Genomic DNA, 16,188 nt, shown 5'->3' with positions numbered 1-16,188 from the left:
GGAAAAATATATTTCAAAAAGTAACATTTTATATAAAAATGCGCAAATAAAATAAAATGAAATAATTTCGGATGAAATTTATGCTATATTAATACTACTTTAAGTAAAAATTCGCTAAAATATGACAAAAAAAGGATAAATATGTTACAAATCAGATGGCACTCTCGCGCAGGACAAGGGGCAGTAACAGGTGCAAAGGCTCTTGCTGATGTTATGTCTAGAACAGGAAAGTATGTACAAGCATACTCAGTTTACGGTGCAGAAAAAAGAGGGGCACCGATGACTGCATATGACAAAATCGCCGATGAGCCTATTTTAGACCATTCAAAATGGATGACTCCGGATTATGTATTGGTTATCGACCCTTCTTTGGTATTCCAGGAAGAAATCGTAGACAATACTACTGACGATACGGTATTTATAGTTACAACACATTTAAGCAAAGACGAGCTTTTAAAGATTGCAAAACATCTTGAAGGTAAAAAACTTTATACTATTGACGCTATTAAAATTTCTCAGGAAGAAATCGGAAGAGCGATTCCAAATACTCCTATGCTTGGGGCATTTATTAAAGTTTCACAAATTTTACCTTTTGAGGACTTTTTAGTATCAATTGAAGATATTCTTTCAAAATTCCCTCAAAAAATTATTGACGGTAACTTAAGAGCTATTAAAAGAGCTTACGAAGAAGTAAATTAAGGAGATATTATGGCAACACCTAAAGAAATGTTAACGACTTGGGATCAAATTCAGTTTGGTGCGGTATTACCATCATTTGAAGATCCGGAAGCAAAAAAAAGAAGTAAATTCCATTCATATAACTATAAAGTTGCTGACTGGAGAGTTGAAAAACCTGTATTTAACAGAGATTTGTGTATAGACTGTGATTTTTGCTGGGTATTTTGTCCTGACAGCTGCTTTGAGGTAGAAGAAGTTGTAAATAAAAGAGGTAAAAAACAGGCTAAAATCAAAGGTATTAATTATAATTTATGTAAAGGGTGCGGTGTTTGCGTTGATGTTTGCCCTACACCGATTAAATCGCTTTTAATGTTCCCTGAACATGTTGAAAATGAAGAGGCTTTAAAACAGTGGCCTAAAAAAGATAAATAAAGGATAGATAATGGCTGAAAGATATGAATTAAAAGCAAAGGAAGTTTGGGACGGTAATATGGCGGCTGCTCATGCTCTGCGCCAGGCTCAGGTTGATGTAGTTGCTGCTTATCCGATTACTCCTTCAACACCAATTGTTCAAAATTACGCTCAGTTTTTAGCTGACGGATATGTAGACGGTGAATTCGTAATGGTTGAAAGTGAACATTCAGCTATGAGTGCGTGTGTCGGTTCCGCAGCGGCCGGTGGAAGAGTTGCAACTGCTACGTCTTCTCAGGGTTATGCGTTAATGGTAGAAGTTTTATATCAGGCAAGCGGTATGAGACTTCCTATAGTTATGACTGTAGTAAACAGAGCTTTGGCATCTCCGCTTAACATTCACGGAGACCACAGTGATTTATACTTAGGAAGAGATGCGGGATGGATTCATTTAATTGCCAATAACCCTCAAGAAGCGTATGATATGACTTTATGTGCGTTTAAAATCGCTGAAGACAGCAGAGTGAGACTTCCTGTTACAACTAACCAGGACGGATTTTTAGTATCACATACGGCTCAGGTTGTCGAACCTCTTCAGGATGAAGTTGCTCAAAAATTTGTAGGAGATTATAAAGCTCTTAATCCTATGCTTGATACTAAAAACCCTGTAACTTACGGTGCGCAGACAGAGGAAGAATGGCATTTCGAACATAAAGCCGCTCAGCATAAAGCTTTAATGGACAGCTTCCCTGTAATAGAAGAAGTATTTAATGAATTTGCTGAACTTACAGGAAGAAAATATAATCTTGTAGAAAGTTATAAAATCGAAGATGCCGATATTGCACTTGTTATTATGGGCAGTGCTTATGAAACTGCAATGCTTGCTGTTGACAGGGCAAGAGAAAACGGTATTAAAGTAGGTCTTGTAATGCCGAGAGTATTCAGACCTTTCCCTTATAACGAAGTAGCTAAAAAACTTGCAAACGTAAAAGCTGTTGCTGCTCTGGACAGAAGTGCTCCAATGGGTACTACAGGCGCTCTTTACAACGAAGTTGCCGGTGCGCTTGCTGCAAACGGACAGAGTGCAATTATGACTAACTATATTTACGGTCTTGGCGGAAGAGATACAACGGTTGAACATATTTTAGAGGTAATTAACGAAACAAACGAAAACGCAAAAGCTGGAAAAAGAGTAACTGACTTACAAGGTTTTGTAAACCTTAGAGGTCCTAAGTTATCATTTAATTAAGGAGTTTTTATGAAAAATATAGGTACTTTAAAAGAATTCGCATGTACTCCTGACAGATTCCAAGGTGGACACAGACTATGTCCCGGATGTGCTCACAGTATGATAGTAAGAGAAGTGGTTAATTCAACTGATGATGATTTGGTTGTGTCTACTGCGACGGGATGTCTTGAAGTCTGTACTTCAATTTATCCTTATACGTCTTGGGACGTTTCTTGGCTTCATATCGGATTTGAAAATGCTGCGGCAGCTATTTCCGGAGCTGAAGCTATGTACAGTGCGTTAAGTAGAAAAAACAAACTTTATAATGAAGACAGAAAAGTGAAATTCGTTGCATTCGGTGGTGACGGCGGTACTTATGATATCGGATTCCAGTCACTTTCAGGTGCGGCTGAAAGAGGTCATGATTTTCTTTATGTATGTTTGGATAATGAAAACTATGCAAATACAGGCGGTCAGAGAAGTAGTGCGACTCCAATCGGTGCACATACTTCAACAACTCCTAGAGGTAGAGTGAGTTACGGTGAAAAACAGAGAAAAAAAGATTTAACTATGATTATGGCAGCTCACGGATGCCCTTATGTTGCGACTGCTATTCCTGGTACTAAACACTGGAAAGACCTTGCGACTAAAGCGGCAAAAGCAATCAGTACAGTAGGCCCGACATTTATTAATGCATTAAGCCCTTGTACGACTGAGTGGAAATTTAAACCTGAAGAAACTGTTGAAATCGCGGACCTTGCGGTTGAAACTTGTGCATTCCCTCTATATGAAATTGAAGACGGTCACAAATTAACAATTACATACAGACCTAAAAACAAACTTCCTATTGAAGAATATTTAAGCAGACAGGGAAGATTTAGCCATCTGTTTAAACCGGAAAACAAATGGATTATTGAAGAATGGCAAAAAAATGTTGATGCATATTGGGAATATTTACAAAGAAGAGAAGAAGCCGGAGTTTAATCTTCTCTTTTTTTGTTGTTATAAATATAAGTGTCAGGCACTAGCAAATTATTATCAGTTTTTTCCGCAGTTAATGAAAATTGATAATATTGGAGATTGATTTTGTAATAAAATTAAATAAGAAGTTAAATAATATGCATATTAATATTTTGTCAGATTTTGATTTAAATATAATATATTTTAAGCGTTTTTACTTAAAAAATATTGAATTTTTTAAAATTTGTATTAAAATAACTTATATCGGTTTACTTTTCAAAATTTTCGATTTATAATAAAAAATAAGTTGTCAGCTCGTCAAAACTACTGTAAAACATAAAATTCATTTAAAGGAAAAAAAATTAAAAAAGATTATTCCTTAATCATAGATACGTTTATTATTGGTATTATCGGTTCGGTGTGTGCTCAGATTTTTATTGTGCTTCTTCATTTTATCAGCAAATTTTCTCTGGATTATTTAGTCGGTTATATTCCTCAGGATACAATTAAATTACTATCAAATTATACAAATTACGGTGAATATAACGCGGTTATGCTCTTAATCGTAATAGTGACCGGAGGGCTTATAAGCGGATTTTTGGTTTATACGTTTGCACCGGAAGCAGAAGGGCACGGAACGGATACCGTAATTAGAGCGTTTCACAGACAAGGCGGATATTTAAGAGGAGTGGTGGTTCCTGTAAAAATAATAGCGTCGGCTATTACTATCGGTACGGGAGGAAGTGCCGGTAGAGAAGGACCGACTGCACTTTTTAGCGCAGGGGTAGGGTCTTTATATTCGAATTTTAGAAAAGTAGGATGGAAAAGAAGACAGATATATGTGCTTATCGGTATGGCCAGCGGGCTTAGTGCCGTATTTAAAGCTCCTTTAGGCACGTCTATTTTTGCGATTGAAGTTTTGTATGCGGATAATGAATTCGAAACTAGAGAGCTCATATATCTTCTTTTCGGTCCATTGATAGCATATACGATTACCGGATTTTTATTCGGCTGGGAGCCTATTTTTCACGTTCCGAACGTGCAGGTTACGGAAGTTAAAACGTATCTTGAAATCGTAATACTGGGGATAGCAAGCGGAGCTATCGGACTAATACTTCCTAATGTGTTTTACGGTGTGAGGGATTTTTTCAGATCATTACCTGTAAAACCGCATGTAAAACCGGCAATAGGCGCACTGCTTGTGGGAATTATCGCTTTGTATTTTCCTGAAGTTTTAGGCGGCGGTTACGGGTTTATACAAGAAAGTATAAACGGAAATATGCTCGGATATTTTGTTCTGTTTTTGCTAATTGCCAAAATTCTTGCTTTTTCGTTTACAGTCGGAAGCGGGGGCAGCGGAGGGGTGTTTGCTCCGTCACTGTTTATAGGAGCAATGCTAGGGGCGTTTGTTGGATATCTTCTGCATGCGCCGATTGCGGCTTTTGTAATAATAGCAATGGCCAGCGTATTTGGAGCGGCAGCCAGAACGCCTCTTGCGACTATTATTATGGTTGTGGAAATGACCGGAGGTTACAGCCTTTTGGCTCCGACTACTCTTGGTGTTTTAAGTGCGTATATAGTGCATAATATGCTTGCAAGAATAATACAGCCGAAATATATTTCACTGTATGAAGCTCAGCTGTTAAATAAAGAGTATTCGATTTCATATCAGATGGACAAAATAAGAGATATTTTAATCTGCCATTCTAAAATATTAAATCTGAAAAAAGCCGTCGTTCAAAGGGAAGATATCATAAGTCTTTTGGAAAAAGGCGAAGCGGTTGAAGTAGGCGACAATAAATATGTGTTTTTCGGAACATTTACAAAAGAAGTTAAGTTAAACGAAGGGGATCTTTTCAAAAAATACAGAGGTGCGGAAATCCTGTATGTGTTCAGAAACGGAAGATGGCTTCATAATTCCGTAATTACCTCCATTAAAGAAGGCGATGAAGTTCTTTTGATAGGTAAAAAAGAAACTATAGACGTAATTAAAAACGAATTTATTCCTCTTTCACAGACTTTTGCCAAACTCAGAATCCAGGAAGAGAGTATTCAATAAGAGGTGTTTATTTTTGAAATATCTTCAAATTAAACTAACGTTTCCTTCACTTTTTTTTATATTTTTTTTGATAAGATTATTATAAGAAGTTGTTTTTGTAAGTAGTTTTTATTAAGGTATTTGTGGATTTTTTAATCAAAATTACAAATTCAGCTTCTTAATTTACTCAAAGGAGCTGTAAATGGGATTTGTTTCTTTAGAGGAAAAAGAAATAAATAACGAAACACTGCCGCAAGAAGTATCCAACAACGAAAATTTTCATCAAGAGTTTGAAATCACGGAAAGCGATTTGGAAAATTTGTCTGAAAAATTACATACAAAAACCGCTGAAGGTCTGGCTGCCATTGAAGAACTGAAAGGCACTATGGAACAGATAGCGGCGGCTGCCGAGGAAAGTGCCGGAGCCGCAGAGGAGACGTTAAGCGCTATTACGGAGATTAAGCAAAATTCTAAATACCTGGAGGTTGAAGTTCAAAATACGGTTGAAACGATACTGGATTTTAAAGATATGCTTAACAGTTCGATAGATTCTTTTGAAGAAGCCAGCGAAAGCTTAAAAAACACTTCTCAAAAAGCTGAAGAAATTTCGTTAAAAGCCAAAAATCTTTTAGATGCCAGTAAACAGATAAACGATGCGGTAGAACTTATAACTAAATTATCCAAAAAAACGGGTCTTCTGGCATTAAATGCGGCGATTGAAGCTGCCCGCGCGGGACAGAGCGGGAGAAGTTTTACCGTAATGGCGAGCGAAATCAGGGCAATGGCAAAAAAATCAAATGTATATGCCGAAAAAATCAGTGTTCTTGTTAACGACATACAGGAAAAAATACATAATGCAAATAACGATATGGGAAAGATTAAAGAAGATATAGAAAAATTTTCACAAGAATCTTTAAAACTTGCCGCGGAAATGAGGGAAATCGGAAATATTATTGAAAAAATAGTGGCGGATGCCGAGAAACTTATTGAAAATATTAAATTAACCGTCGACGAAATAGAAGATCTTCATCAGGCAAGCGAAACAATAGCCGCTGCGGCTGAAGAGAGCGCAAGCGCCGTCAGTGAAGTTACAAACACTATCGCTTCTCAGGTAAATGCTTTTAACGAGTCTCAAAAAGCAGCTGAAATCTTAAAGGAAATTTTAAAAAAAGACAATTTTCAAAATGAACTGGCGACTGCAAGCGAAGAACTCAGCTACAGTGTGGCACAGCTTGAAGATTCAATGAGAGAGATAGTCGAGGCTCTTTCCCAGATAGAGGAAGCCGCCGAAATTTCGAAAAACGATGCCAATAAAGCACAGGATATTGCAGGCAACTGCGTAAATTATATAGCTAAAGCCAAAGACTTTATGGAAGAAATTTATAATGGCTTTTTGAGCATTAAAGAAAAATTTAACGATATATCCAAAACTTTGATCAGCATGAAGGATGAATCGGCCGAGAACATATTATCGTCAAACGAGCAAAAAGCCAAAATTAACGAGATCAAATCCAAAATCAGAAAACTTAACAATGCGATAAGAAAGATAGAGCTTTCAATTGTACAAATAGGCGCCCTTTCCATCAACGGAGCCGTGGAAGCTGTAAGAATAGGCGAAGGCGGGGAAGGATTCAGCGAAGTCAGCCACGATATCAGAAATCTTGCAGATACTTCGGAAGAAAATCTGGATAAAGTAATAGATATTATTGATGAAGTAAATGAGGAAAACGACAAAATACTTGTTGAAATAAACAATATATTTTTAATTCTTGAAAATGAAAGCAATAAGCTTAAAGAAACTACAAACGAATTCGACAACAGTCTTAATATGCTAGAAGGCGTTATGCACAAAACGGAAAAATTAAAAACCTCGATAGATGAAATGAACATTGCGCTCGAACAGATTCAGCTTGCGGCCAAACAGACGGTGGAAGCTGCGGAAATATCGAAAAACAACGCAAGCGAATCCAAAGAGGCAGCGAATATTATTTTAAATATTTCAAAAGAAATGAGCGCGATTATAAATAAACTAAAAGAAATTTCATTAAATATGGTAAAGAGTGAGTTATGAAAGTAGCGGCACTTGAGTTTAGGGTTGCCGATAAGTTTTTTGCCATTGAAATGAGCAGGGTTAAGCATTTTTTTGAAGTTGAGAATATAATACGGCTTGATTTTCTTCCTTCTTTTGTGGAGGGTATTGTAAATTACAACAATTACGTATATCCATTGATTTCACTGAAAAAAGCGTGGCATATAGATGACGGAAAAAAAGAAGATACGGCTGTAGCCATTGTTTTTAACAACAGGGAATATGCAATATTGATTGATGAAATAATTAAAATAGACGAATTGGATAAAAAAGAGAATTTTCTGGTTGAAGTGTTTGAAGAAAACGGAAAACTTATAGGCAATTTAAATCTCGAATTTTTAGACGATTATAATATTCCCACTTTTAAAAACAGAACCGAAAACAAAGAACGAAAAAAAGATGTCAACAAAGAGAGTTTTCTGCTTTATGAATGCGGCGGGGAAATACTGGGGATTGATACTTCGGTAGTTAAAAAAATCGAAGACTATGAAAACGATAGCGTAGTTGTAAACGGTATGCTTGTAAAACTGGTTTTAGGGGAAAAAATATACAAAGAGTGTGAAAAAAGAAACATTCTAATTCTTGAAGATGAAAAAGTGCTTGCATTTCCCATTGGAAATATAATAGATGTGCATTTGATAGATAAAGATGAAATCACGCTGGTCCGTGGTGATGTTTTTGAAAAATATTTTCTTTTTAAATCTCAGGAAGTTAAAATTTTTTCAAAAAATTATTTAAAAAAGCTGATTGACAAATTTGGAGCGGTTGTTAAAAAAGACAAAGTCAAAAAATTTGATGAAAAAATTGAAGTTTTACTGCTTAATATCTGTGGAGAAAGATTTGCGATAAGAATGAGCAGTGTTGCCGATATCAGCGAATATAACGAGGCAAGTCTTAATTTCGCAAATGACAATCCTCACGTAAAAGGTATAATTACCACAAAAGAAGGCGCAACTTTTATATTAAGTTTTGAAAAAGTTTTAAATAAAAAACCTGAAATAACTGACGATTCCAAAATTATAGTTATAAAAGACGAAAAGCATTTAAAAGCCATTTTGGTAGACGGTATCGATGATATCATTTACGTAAAAAAAGAAAACATTCTTTTAAGCGATGACAATGACGGTATTATCGGAGGAATGGTGCTTAAAGACAAAGAAATGATCCCTCTTATTAATATAAGCTGGCCTAAGGATCTCTAATGTTTAAGGGTTTTGAAGAAGATAAAATATTCAGATTCAAAGAATTTGACGAAGCAAGAATTTATATAGAAAACTTTAAAGACGACAAAGATACTTTCGAAGCTGTCGATTATATGATAAACCATAAAGAGTATTATTTTCTGCTTAAAAACGTGTTAAAGCAGATAGATACCAAAAAGAACATTTTGGCATATCTTTTTTTTAATCTTCCCTGTCTTAAAAGAGAGGAGGATTTGGATTTATTGATAAAAATAGTAAAAAGGTCTGACAGGATCTTAAAAAAAATAGTTATAGACTATATAAAAAGCTGTAACAATGAAGAATTCGCAAAAAAAATGTATGAAAGGGGATTGAAAACCGAAGCGGTAGAAATTCTTAAAAAATTTCCCGGCTGTGTAAAATATTTAAAAGAAAAATTAAGCGGTGAACAGGATGAGGAGGTTATAAAAAAAGCCGTGGAGTTTTTTGAAATTTATGATGAGGAATATGCCAAAAAATTAAAGGAAAAACTTGGAAATAAGTGATTATCAGTTAAAAAAATTGAGAAATTATCTTAATAATGAAATAGGTATATATGTTGACGACTCGAAAATGCAGACAATATATAAAAGAAAACTGCTGAAACTTTTAAAAGAGAAAAGTTATAGTGATTTCGAGGAGTTTTATAAAGACCTTGTATTAAAAAAGAGCTCTTTTTTAAAGCAGGATCTGATTAATGTTTTTATGGTTAACGAAACTTATTTTTTTAGGGAAAAATATCAGTTTGATACGTTGGTAAAGCATGTCTTGCCGGAGCTGCATATAAAAAGACCGGCCAATGAGATAATCAATATATTATGCGCACCCGTTTCCAGCGGAGAGGAGCTTTATTCGATAGCGATTATGCTTATGGAAGAAGGAGAGCTTATTAAAAAAAGGGATTTTATGCTTTTAGGTATTGATATCGATTCAGATGCGATAGCCAAAGCGAAAGCAGGAATATATTCAGCCAGAAGCGTGCATAAACTTCCTCCGGAACTTATAGAAAAATATTTTGTAAAAACAGGAAATCTTTATAAGGTGAAAGATTTTCTAAAAAAAGCGGTTAATTTCAAAATAGTTAACATAATGGATAAATATCAAATGAAAAAACTAGGAATGTTTGATGTGATTTTCAGCAGGAATATGCTTATATATTTTGATGAAAAATCAAAAAGAGAAGTTTTGGCCACATTTTACAATATATTAAAAAATGACGGATATCTTTTTTTAGGGCATGCGGAAAGAGTGCCAAGTGATATAGTCTTGTTTAAAAGTATGAAGATAGGAGACAGTTTTGTTTACAAAAAAACTGCTGATAGTTAGTCCTTCCGCCGTTTTCAGGCTTACTCTTAAAAAGTTTTTGGAAAACAGGTTTGAGGTTGATACAAATAAAAACAAAGAAATAGATTTAAAAAAATATGATTTAATTATTTTTGATAAAGACTACGGGGATGAATATAAAAAATTTTTAAACAAAGTTGTGCTTATAGGCGGAGAATGCGAAGACTGTATTGAAAAACCCGATTTTATATCAGAAGAGTTTAAACAGAATCTTTTAAATTTAATAGAAAAAAAACTTGGTATCAGACAGAAAAGAAAAAAAATACCTGAAATAATAAAAGGGGCTGAAAAATATGTGCTTATAGGCTCTTCAACGGGAGGTCCCGGGCTTATTGAGACAATAGCAAGGTCTTTGCCTGAAGATTATCCTTATCCGGTGTGCGTGGTTCAGCATATGCCCGCTAATTTTACGTCTAAGTTTGCTTCAAGGTTGAATTCGGTGTCAAAATTAAACGTTGTCGAATCGGATAATACCCAGCCGGTTGTAAAAGGGTATTTTATTATCGCCAAAGGAGGATGGCATTTGCATTTCAGAAATAAAGACGGGATAGTTTACTGCAAACATGCCCCTAATTCCAAAAACAGATTTTTTGTGCCAAGTGTAGATGAAATGTTTTTTTCCGCTCTTGAAGTAATGAATCCGAAAGATATAATGGCAGTAGTGCTGACAGGCATAGGCGATGACGGTGCGGACGGGCTAGTCGCTTTAAAAAAAGCGGGAGCTTATACTATAGCCGAATCGGAAAAAACGGCGGCGGTATACGGAATGCCGAAAGCCGCAAAAGAAAGAGGCGGAGCCTGTAAAATATTAGATTTTCCAGATATTGTAAAAGAGATATTAAAATTTGGAGAACATTAAATCCATTTTTTCTTTTTAAGCCACCAGTATATGCTTCCGGCTATTGTGATATTTACGATCCACGTCATCAGATACCCGTATTTCCAGTGCAGTTCCGGCATATATTCAAAGTTCATTCCGTAATTTCCAACCACGAACGTCAAAGGAAGGAAAATAAGTGAAATTGCGGCTAAGCGCTGCATTGCTTTATTCATTTTAGTAGACAGAATACCCATATGCAGGTTTAGCAAATAACCCGTTCTGTCAAGAAGGGTTTTTGATTCGTCGATCAGATATTTAAGGTGTTCGTTTAAGTCGATGAATTCGTATTTCAGATCTTCTTTTATATTCGAATCGAATCTGTGGTACATTCTGTTTAAAACGTCTTTTTCGTGTATAGAGACTTTGGTGATTCTGTTTAAAGTACGTCTGGCATAGTAGATGTCTTTTTGCAGTTCGTCCTCTTCTATGTTTTCGTGGAAAATAGAATCTTCCAAGTTTTCCAGGGCTTCGTCTATTACGTCAATTATCAAAATTGTATTGTCAACTAGAATATCGGCAATCTGGTATAAAAGATATTCGAAGTTTTTAAATTTATGTCTTCTTTTGGCGAATTTTTTAGCCAGTTCTACTATAATGTCTCTTTCTTCGGCTAAAATGAAAAGTTTGTTTTCGGTAATAATAAATACTACGTTTGAATCGTCATAAAGGAGATTTTCCTCTTCGTCGAATTTGATGTATTTTAATACAAGAAATTTAAACTCGTCTGCCTCTTCATATGTAATAGACTGGTCTTCGCTCTGAATATCTTCTATAAAACTTTCCGGAAACGAATGGGTTTTAAGCCAGTTGATAATGTCTTTGTTATCTACCGTTGAAAAAATAATCTGTCTGTCGTTGTTGATAATTATTTTTTCAGTCTGCTGGAGTTTGTCGGTGAAGATAAACATAGCGCACCTCCTTTAGGAGGTTGCAGAGGAGATATAATTTTTGTTACATCGCCTCTACAACCTGAAAATAGTTTTGTAATTATACAAAAAAAAGTTAACTTATATTTAACCGCTCTTAAATATAATCACAAAAAAGGAAAAAAATGAAATTAAGATATTTTTTTGTAATAACGTTTATATCTTTTAATATCAGTTTTGCATATCAGATAAAACCGGAAAACAGAGTAATCGAGTATAATAAAAAAACTGAATATAAAAATTTAATAAATCAGGCCAATAAATTCGCTTTGAATAAAAATATAGAAAAAAGTCTTGAAACGGCGAAAAAAGCATATGAATTGTGCCCTAATAAAAAAGAAGCTCTTTTAATTATGGCAAGAGTGTATAATTTTAAAAAAGATTTTTTAAATTTGAGAAAAACCGCGGAAAAGATTGTTAAAATTTCACCTAACAATTATCTTGGAAATATATATCTTGCAAATTCGTATATGAAATCCGACAGGCTTAAAGCAAAAGAGATTTTAACCTCTTTATTAAAAAAACATCCGCAGGATTCTCAGATTACAGCTAAATTAAAGGTATTGAATGAAATTTAAATTCAAATTTAATATCGAGCTTACACAGACACAGCTGATTATTGTCTCTTCGCTGTTTTTTGTTCTGTTTGAGAATTTCGTGTTTTTTAAAAAGTCGTATGAGGCCTTTCATAACGTTTTGTTTATGCTGGGGCTCGGAGGGCTTTTATTTGTCGTTATTTCAACTTTATTGATTTTAATTTCAAACCGTTATATTATTAAACCTTTTTTGATTGTGCTGTTTCTGGTTTCTTCGGCGGCGGCATATTACATGCAGGCTTACGGCACTATTATTAACGATAAAATGATTCAAAATATTTTTGAAACCGATACGAATGAGGTTAAGGATTTACTTAATTTCACACTGTTTGCATATATTTTGTTTTTAGGTGTGCTTCCTTCGCTTTTTGTTTATAAAGTCAAAATAAAAAACAGGGGAATTAAAAAAGAGATTATTTCAAGACTTAAACTTGTCGCTTTTAACATACTGCTTGTACCGGTGCTGTATCTTATGTTTTCAAAATACTGGGTGTCTTTTTTCAGAAGCCACAAAACACTGAGAATGTATACTAATCCTACTTTTTACATATATTCTCTAGGAAAATACATTGACGAGAAATATTTCACAAAACCGATGAAGTTCAAACATATAGGTATGGATGCAAAAGTAGAAGAAAAAGGCAAACCGAAACTTGTTATATTCGTACTCGGAGAAGCGGCGAGGTATGACCATTTTTCATTAAACGGATATAAAAGAGATACGAATCCAAACCTTGAAAAAATAAAAGACCTTATAGATTTTCCAGACGTTCATTCGTGCGGTACCGAAACTGCGGTTAGTGTGCCGTGTATGTTTTCACCGTATAACAGAAGCGATTATTCCGATAAGCTTGCCAAACATACGGATTCCGTAATAGACATCATAAACAGGGCGGGCGTGAACGTATTATGGAGGGATAACGATTCCGGCTCCAAAGGAGTGGCCAGCAGAATTAAAAATTATGAAGATTACAACAATGCGAATATAAAACCTTACTGTAAAGACGGAAACTGTGTTGATGACGTGCTGCTTTACAAACTTCAGAAGTGGATTAACGATCTGAATAATTCAAAACCGGTATTTATAGTGCTGCATACAAAAGGCTCCCACGGACCGGCGTATTATAAAAGATATCCGAAAAGTTTTGAAAAATTTAAACCTATTTGCAAAACAAACCAGCTTCAGGACTGTAAAAGAGAAGAAGTCGTAAACGCATATGACAATACCATTTTATATACGGATCATTTCTTGGATGAGGTAATAAAATTCTTAAAGAAAAACGAAGGCAAATACAGGGTTGCCATGTATTATATGTCCGATCACGGTGAAAGTCTCGGTGAAAACGGAATATATCTGCACGGTATGCCTTATTTTATAGCGCCGGACGTTCAGAAGCATCCCGCAAGTGTGGCTTGGTTCGGTAAAAATTTCGATATAAACGTCAGCTGTGTTAAAAAGATAGCAAAAGACGCATATACCCAGGATAATCTATTCAGCACCCTTTTGGGGCTTTTGGATGTAAAAACAAAAGTGTATAATCCTAAGATGGATATATTTTATAAATGCAGGATTAAAAAATGAAACCTAAATACAATTTTTTTAAAAATTTTAAATACGCAAGGGAAGGGTTTGCAGAGGTTTTTAAAAAAGAAACCTCTTTTAAACTAGAAATAATTTTTTTTGCAGTTTTATCTGTTGTAGCCGTTTTTCTGCCGTATCCCGTATGGGCTAAAATAATACTTATAACGGGGATGCTTGTCCCTTTGATAGTGGAACTTTTGAATTCCGCGATAGAAAGAGTTGTAGACATGGTTACAAGCGAATATCATGAACTTGCCAAATACGCTAAAGACGCGGCGGCAGCCGCTGTGATGATTTCTATATTTTTCAGTGTACTGGTATGGATTTGCGTAATTGTCTATTTTTGGTAGAAAAACTCTATAGTGGCTTCCACTCCGTTTTTTCCGTCGCTGTTTAATTTTATTTTTCCGTTGTGAAGGTTGATAATGGATTTTACGATTGAAAGTCCGAGTCCGAAACCTTTTACTTTTTTGTTTCTGCTTTCGTCAACCCTGTAGAATTCATCGAATATAAACGGAAGTTTTTCTTTAGGTATTCCTATTCCGTTGTCTTTTATTTTAAGAATTATTTTATTTTTCTCTTTTTTCAGAGTAATGTCTATTTTAGTGGCTCCGTATTTAATGGAGTTTTCTATCAGATTGGATATAGCTATCATTAGAAGCGTTTTGTCGCCTTTTAAATAGTATTCTTCATCCTCTTTTATATTAAGGTCAATAGAAACTTTTTTGGTGTATTTTTCAAAAAGCTCAAGAATAATGTCTTCTAAATCTATATTTTCGAAGTTCTGTTTGTTTAGAGCGTCTTTTTTAGTTAAAAACAGCAGTTTGTCGGTAATTTCATTTATGTAGTTTATTTCGTTAAGCAGTGATTTTAAAAGCTCCTCGTCGCATTCGTTGTTCATAAGGGCGACTTCTATTTCGCCTTTCATTATCGTCAGAGGCGTTTTCAGTTCATGCGAAACGTTCGAATTGAATATTTTAAGCCTTCTGAAAGATTCTTCTATGTTGTTTGCGACTTTATCGATAAATTTATATCCGATAAGCAGCACTATCAGATAAATAAAAAGCGATACTGCGAGTGAAATCGTTTTTACGATCTGTATTTTGTCGTCGTTTCCGGATATTACGGTGGAAACCTGAATAATTTTGCCGTTTTTTATGTAGTTGTATATTAAAAGTGTTTCTTTACCGGTAGGCGTGTCAATTTTTTTGGTTATAAAACCTTCTATGTTTTTTTTGTCTTTTTGCATTATAAAAGGGTTTGTTTTATTGATTATTCTTATAAAAAGCGGATAAACTTTGTATTTATGCTGTATTTTTAAAAGAGTGGTTTTATTGAACTGTTCGTTTGAAATTTCTGTGGCGATTATTACGAGTTTGTCTTTTAGATGCATGTTAAAAGAGCTGATAAGGAAGAAGATCAAAGCTCCTTCGAATATTGCGATTATTAAAAAAACTACAATCGCAAACTGTATAAAAAGAGTGTTTCTGAGATTATTCATCGCTTAGTTTGAATCCCATGCCTCTGTATGTTTTAATAAGTTTTTTGTCGAAATCTTTGTCTATTTTTTTTCTAAGATGTGAAATATACACGTTAATTACGTTTGAATTTATTTCATCGTCCATTTCCCACAGGTTGCTGTGGATCATATCCGTATTTACTATTTTGTTTTTGTTAATCATAAGATATTTTAAAAGTTCGAACTGTTTTGCTGTAAGCTCTATAAGCTTTCCGGCTCTTCTTACTTCTTTTGTTTCAGGATTTAATTCTAAATCCGCCACTCTTATAATATTGTCGTTTAGGTTGTTGCTTCTTCTGTAAAGCGCTTTTACCCTTGCTATCAGTTCTTCAAATTCGAAAGGTTTTGTAAGATAGTCGTCAGCCACGCTTAAACCTTCAACTTTATCTTCGATATCCCTTTTTGCAGTTAAAATAAGAGCCGGCGTGTTTTTTTCTTTTTTAAGCTCTTTAAGCAGTTCTATTCCGCTGATTTTAGGAAGCATCCAGTCTACGATTAATACGTCATAATTGTTGTTTTGCGCCATATAAAGGCCTTCTTCACCGTCTGTTGCTATATCTATTCTGTACCCGACTTTTCTAAATCCGGCCTGAATGAATTTTACTATTTTTTCGTCATCTTCTATTAGTAGTATTTTCATGGGATCTCCTTTGTTGCTATACTAATATTATACAAAGTTTAATACAAAAATGTTAAAATTTGGTTAAAAAATTTAAT

Annotated in this window: 16 protein-coding genes; 13 read left to right on the top strand and 3 right to left on the bottom strand. The window is 34.6% G+C overall.

Annotation, left to right across the window (positions count from 1 at the left end; genetic code table 11):
* The first annotated feature begins 141 nt into the window (after window positions 1–141).
* The 10 genes from ACZ5EP_RS06540 to ACZ5EP_RS06495 all read left to right on the top strand — a co-directional run bounded on the left by ACZ5EP_RS06540 (window position 142) and on the right by ACZ5EP_RS06495 (window position 10,827).
* Entirely contained in the window at window positions 142–699 is a 558-nt protein-coding gene (locus ACZ5EP_RS06540; RefSeq protein ID WP_127679340.1) for a pyruvate flavodoxin oxidoreductase subunit gamma, read from the top strand.
* Window positions 700–708: 9 nt separating this feature from the next.
* Window positions 709–1,110, top strand: a complete 402-nt coding sequence (locus ACZ5EP_RS06535; protein ID WP_127679341.1) for a 4Fe-4S dicluster domain-containing protein — start codon at window positions 709–711, stop codon at window positions 1,108–1,110.
* A gap of 10 nt (window positions 1,111–1,120) precedes the next feature.
* Window positions 1,121–2,338: a 2-oxoacid:ferredoxin oxidoreductase subunit alpha gene (locus tag ACZ5EP_RS06530; RefSeq protein WP_464508461.1), complete on the top strand. Its 1,218-nt coding sequence runs from the start codon at window positions 1,121–1,123 to the stop codon at window positions 2,336–2,338.
* Between the two features lie 9 nt (window positions 2,339–2,347).
* The gene (locus tag ACZ5EP_RS06525; protein ID WP_464508460.1) at window positions 2,348–3,301 is read left to right on the top strand and encodes a thiamine pyrophosphate-dependent enzyme; all 954 of its coding nucleotides are present in this window, start codon (window positions 2,348–2,350) and stop codon (window positions 3,299–3,301) included.
* Window positions 3,302–3,695: 394 nt separating this feature from the next.
* Window positions 3,696–5,336, top strand: coding sequence for a chloride channel protein (locus ACZ5EP_RS06520; RefSeq protein WP_464508458.1), 1,641 nt, complete (start codon window positions 3,696–3,698; stop codon window positions 5,334–5,336).
* A 181-nt stretch (window positions 5,337–5,517) separates the two neighbouring features.
* Entirely contained in the window at window positions 5,518–7,386 is a 1,869-nt protein-coding gene (locus tag ACZ5EP_RS06515; RefSeq protein WP_464508457.1) for a methyl-accepting chemotaxis protein, read from the top strand.
* The gene (locus tag ACZ5EP_RS06510) at window positions 7,383–8,606 is read left to right on the top strand and encodes a chemotaxis protein CheW (protein ID WP_464508456.1); all 1,224 of its coding nucleotides are present in this window, start codon (window positions 7,383–7,385) and stop codon (window positions 8,604–8,606) included. Before ACZ5EP_RS06515 ends, ACZ5EP_RS06510 begins: the two co-directional genes overlap by 4 nt.
* Window positions 8,606–9,130, top strand: a complete 525-nt coding sequence (locus ACZ5EP_RS06505) for a hypothetical protein (protein ID WP_464508455.1) — start codon at window positions 8,606–8,608, stop codon at window positions 9,128–9,130. The genes ACZ5EP_RS06510 and ACZ5EP_RS06505 overlap by 1 nt, the downstream gene beginning before the upstream one ends.
* A complete protein-coding gene (locus ACZ5EP_RS06500; protein ID WP_464508454.1) occupies window positions 9,117–9,950 on the top strand; it encodes a CheR family methyltransferase in 834 nt (277 codons plus the stop codon). The genes ACZ5EP_RS06505 and ACZ5EP_RS06500 overlap by 14 nt, the downstream gene beginning before the upstream one ends.
* Window positions 9,922–10,827, top strand: a complete 906-nt coding sequence (locus ACZ5EP_RS06495; RefSeq protein WP_464508453.1) for a CheB methylesterase domain-containing protein — start codon at window positions 9,922–9,924, stop codon at window positions 10,825–10,827. The genes ACZ5EP_RS06500 and ACZ5EP_RS06495 overlap by 29 nt, the downstream gene beginning before the upstream one ends.
* Here ACZ5EP_RS06495 and ACZ5EP_RS06490 read toward each other — a convergent pair.
* A complete protein-coding gene (locus ACZ5EP_RS06490; protein WP_464508452.1) occupies window positions 10,824–11,756 on the bottom strand; it encodes a magnesium transporter CorA family protein in 933 nt (310 codons plus the stop codon). The two genes, ACZ5EP_RS06495 and ACZ5EP_RS06490, sit on opposite strands and share 4 nt — an antisense overlap.
* Window positions 11,757–11,899: 143 nt before the next feature.
* On the opposite strand from ACZ5EP_RS06490, the gene ACZ5EP_RS06485 reads away from it, so the two are divergent.
* Genes ACZ5EP_RS06485 through ACZ5EP_RS06475 form a run of 3 tightly spaced genes read left to right on the top strand, consistent with a single transcriptional unit; the run spans window position 11,900 to window position 14,302 of the window.
* Window positions 11,900–12,352 carry a tetratricopeptide repeat protein gene (locus ACZ5EP_RS06485; protein ID WP_464508451.1) on the top strand — a complete coding sequence of 151 codons (453 nt, stop codon included), beginning with the start codon at window positions 11,900–11,902 and terminating at the stop codon, window positions 12,350–12,352.
* On the top strand, window positions 12,342–13,952 hold the full coding sequence (locus ACZ5EP_RS06480) for a phosphoethanolamine transferase (RefSeq protein WP_464508450.1): 1,611 nt from the start codon (window positions 12,342–12,344) through the stop codon (window positions 13,950–13,952). Before ACZ5EP_RS06485 ends, ACZ5EP_RS06480 begins: the two co-directional genes overlap by 11 nt.
* On the top strand, window positions 13,949–14,302 hold the full coding sequence (locus tag ACZ5EP_RS06475) for a diacylglycerol kinase (RefSeq protein ID WP_464508449.1): 354 nt from the start codon (window positions 13,949–13,951) through the stop codon (window positions 14,300–14,302). Before ACZ5EP_RS06480 ends, ACZ5EP_RS06475 begins: the two co-directional genes overlap by 4 nt.
* Here the strand turns inward: ACZ5EP_RS06475 and ACZ5EP_RS06470 are convergent.
* Entirely contained in the window at window positions 14,290–15,453 is a 1,164-nt protein-coding gene (locus ACZ5EP_RS06470) for a sensor histidine kinase (RefSeq protein WP_464508448.1), read from the bottom strand. The two genes, ACZ5EP_RS06475 and ACZ5EP_RS06470, sit on opposite strands and share 13 nt — an antisense overlap.
* The gene (locus tag ACZ5EP_RS06465) at window positions 15,446–16,111 is read right to left on the bottom strand and encodes a response regulator transcription factor (RefSeq protein WP_464508447.1); all 666 of its coding nucleotides are present in this window, start codon (window positions 16,109–16,111) and stop codon (window positions 15,446–15,448) included. Before ACZ5EP_RS06465 ends, ACZ5EP_RS06470 begins: the two co-directional genes overlap by 8 nt.
* Between the last annotated feature and the right edge of the window lie 77 nt (window positions 16,112–16,188).

This window comes from Nautilia abyssi, from assembly GCF_055388085.1.
Note: the sequence above shows the minus strand (reverse complement) of the source record. Positions and strands in the feature narration are given on the sequence as shown.

Coding starts and splice junctions, on each gene's coding strand:
- ACZ5EP_RS06540 (WP_127679340.1), top strand. CDS start 142: ATGTTACAAATCAGATGGCACTCTCGCGCAGGACAAGGGGCAGTAACA.
- ACZ5EP_RS06535 (WP_127679341.1), top strand. CDS start 709: ATGGCAACACCTAAAGAAATGTTAACGACTTGGGATCAAATTCAGTTT.
- ACZ5EP_RS06530 (WP_464508461.1), top strand. CDS start 1,121: ATGGCTGAAAGATATGAATTAAAAGCAAAGGAAGTTTGGGACGGTAAT.
- ACZ5EP_RS06525 (WP_464508460.1), top strand. CDS start 2,348: ATGAAAAATATAGGTACTTTAAAAGAATTCGCATGTACTCCTGACAGA.
- ACZ5EP_RS06515 (WP_464508457.1), top strand. CDS start 5,518: ATGGGATTTGTTTCTTTAGAGGAAAAAGAAATAAATAACGAAACACTG.
- ACZ5EP_RS06510 (WP_464508456.1), top strand. CDS start 7,383: ATGAAAGTAGCGGCACTTGAGTTTAGGGTTGCCGATAAGTTTTTTGCC.
- ACZ5EP_RS06505 (WP_464508455.1), top strand. CDS start 8,606: ATGTTTAAGGGTTTTGAAGAAGATAAAATATTCAGATTCAAAGAATTT.
- ACZ5EP_RS06490 (WP_464508452.1), bottom strand. CDS start 11,756: ATGTTTATCTTCACCGACAAACTCCAGCAGACTGAAAAAATAATTATC.
- ACZ5EP_RS06485 (WP_464508451.1), top strand. CDS start 11,900: ATGAAATTAAGATATTTTTTTGTAATAACGTTTATATCTTTTAATATC.
- ACZ5EP_RS06480 (WP_464508450.1), top strand. CDS start 12,342: ATGAAATTTAAATTCAAATTTAATATCGAGCTTACACAGACACAGCTG.
- ACZ5EP_RS06475 (WP_464508449.1), top strand. CDS start 13,949: ATGAAACCTAAATACAATTTTTTTAAAAATTTTAAATACGCAAGGGAA.
- ACZ5EP_RS06470 (WP_464508448.1), bottom strand. CDS start 15,453: ATGAATAATCTCAGAAACACTCTTTTTATACAGTTTGCGATTGTAGTT.
- ACZ5EP_RS06465 (WP_464508447.1), bottom strand. CDS start 16,111: ATGAAAATACTACTAATAGAAGATGACGAAAAAATAGTAAAATTCATT.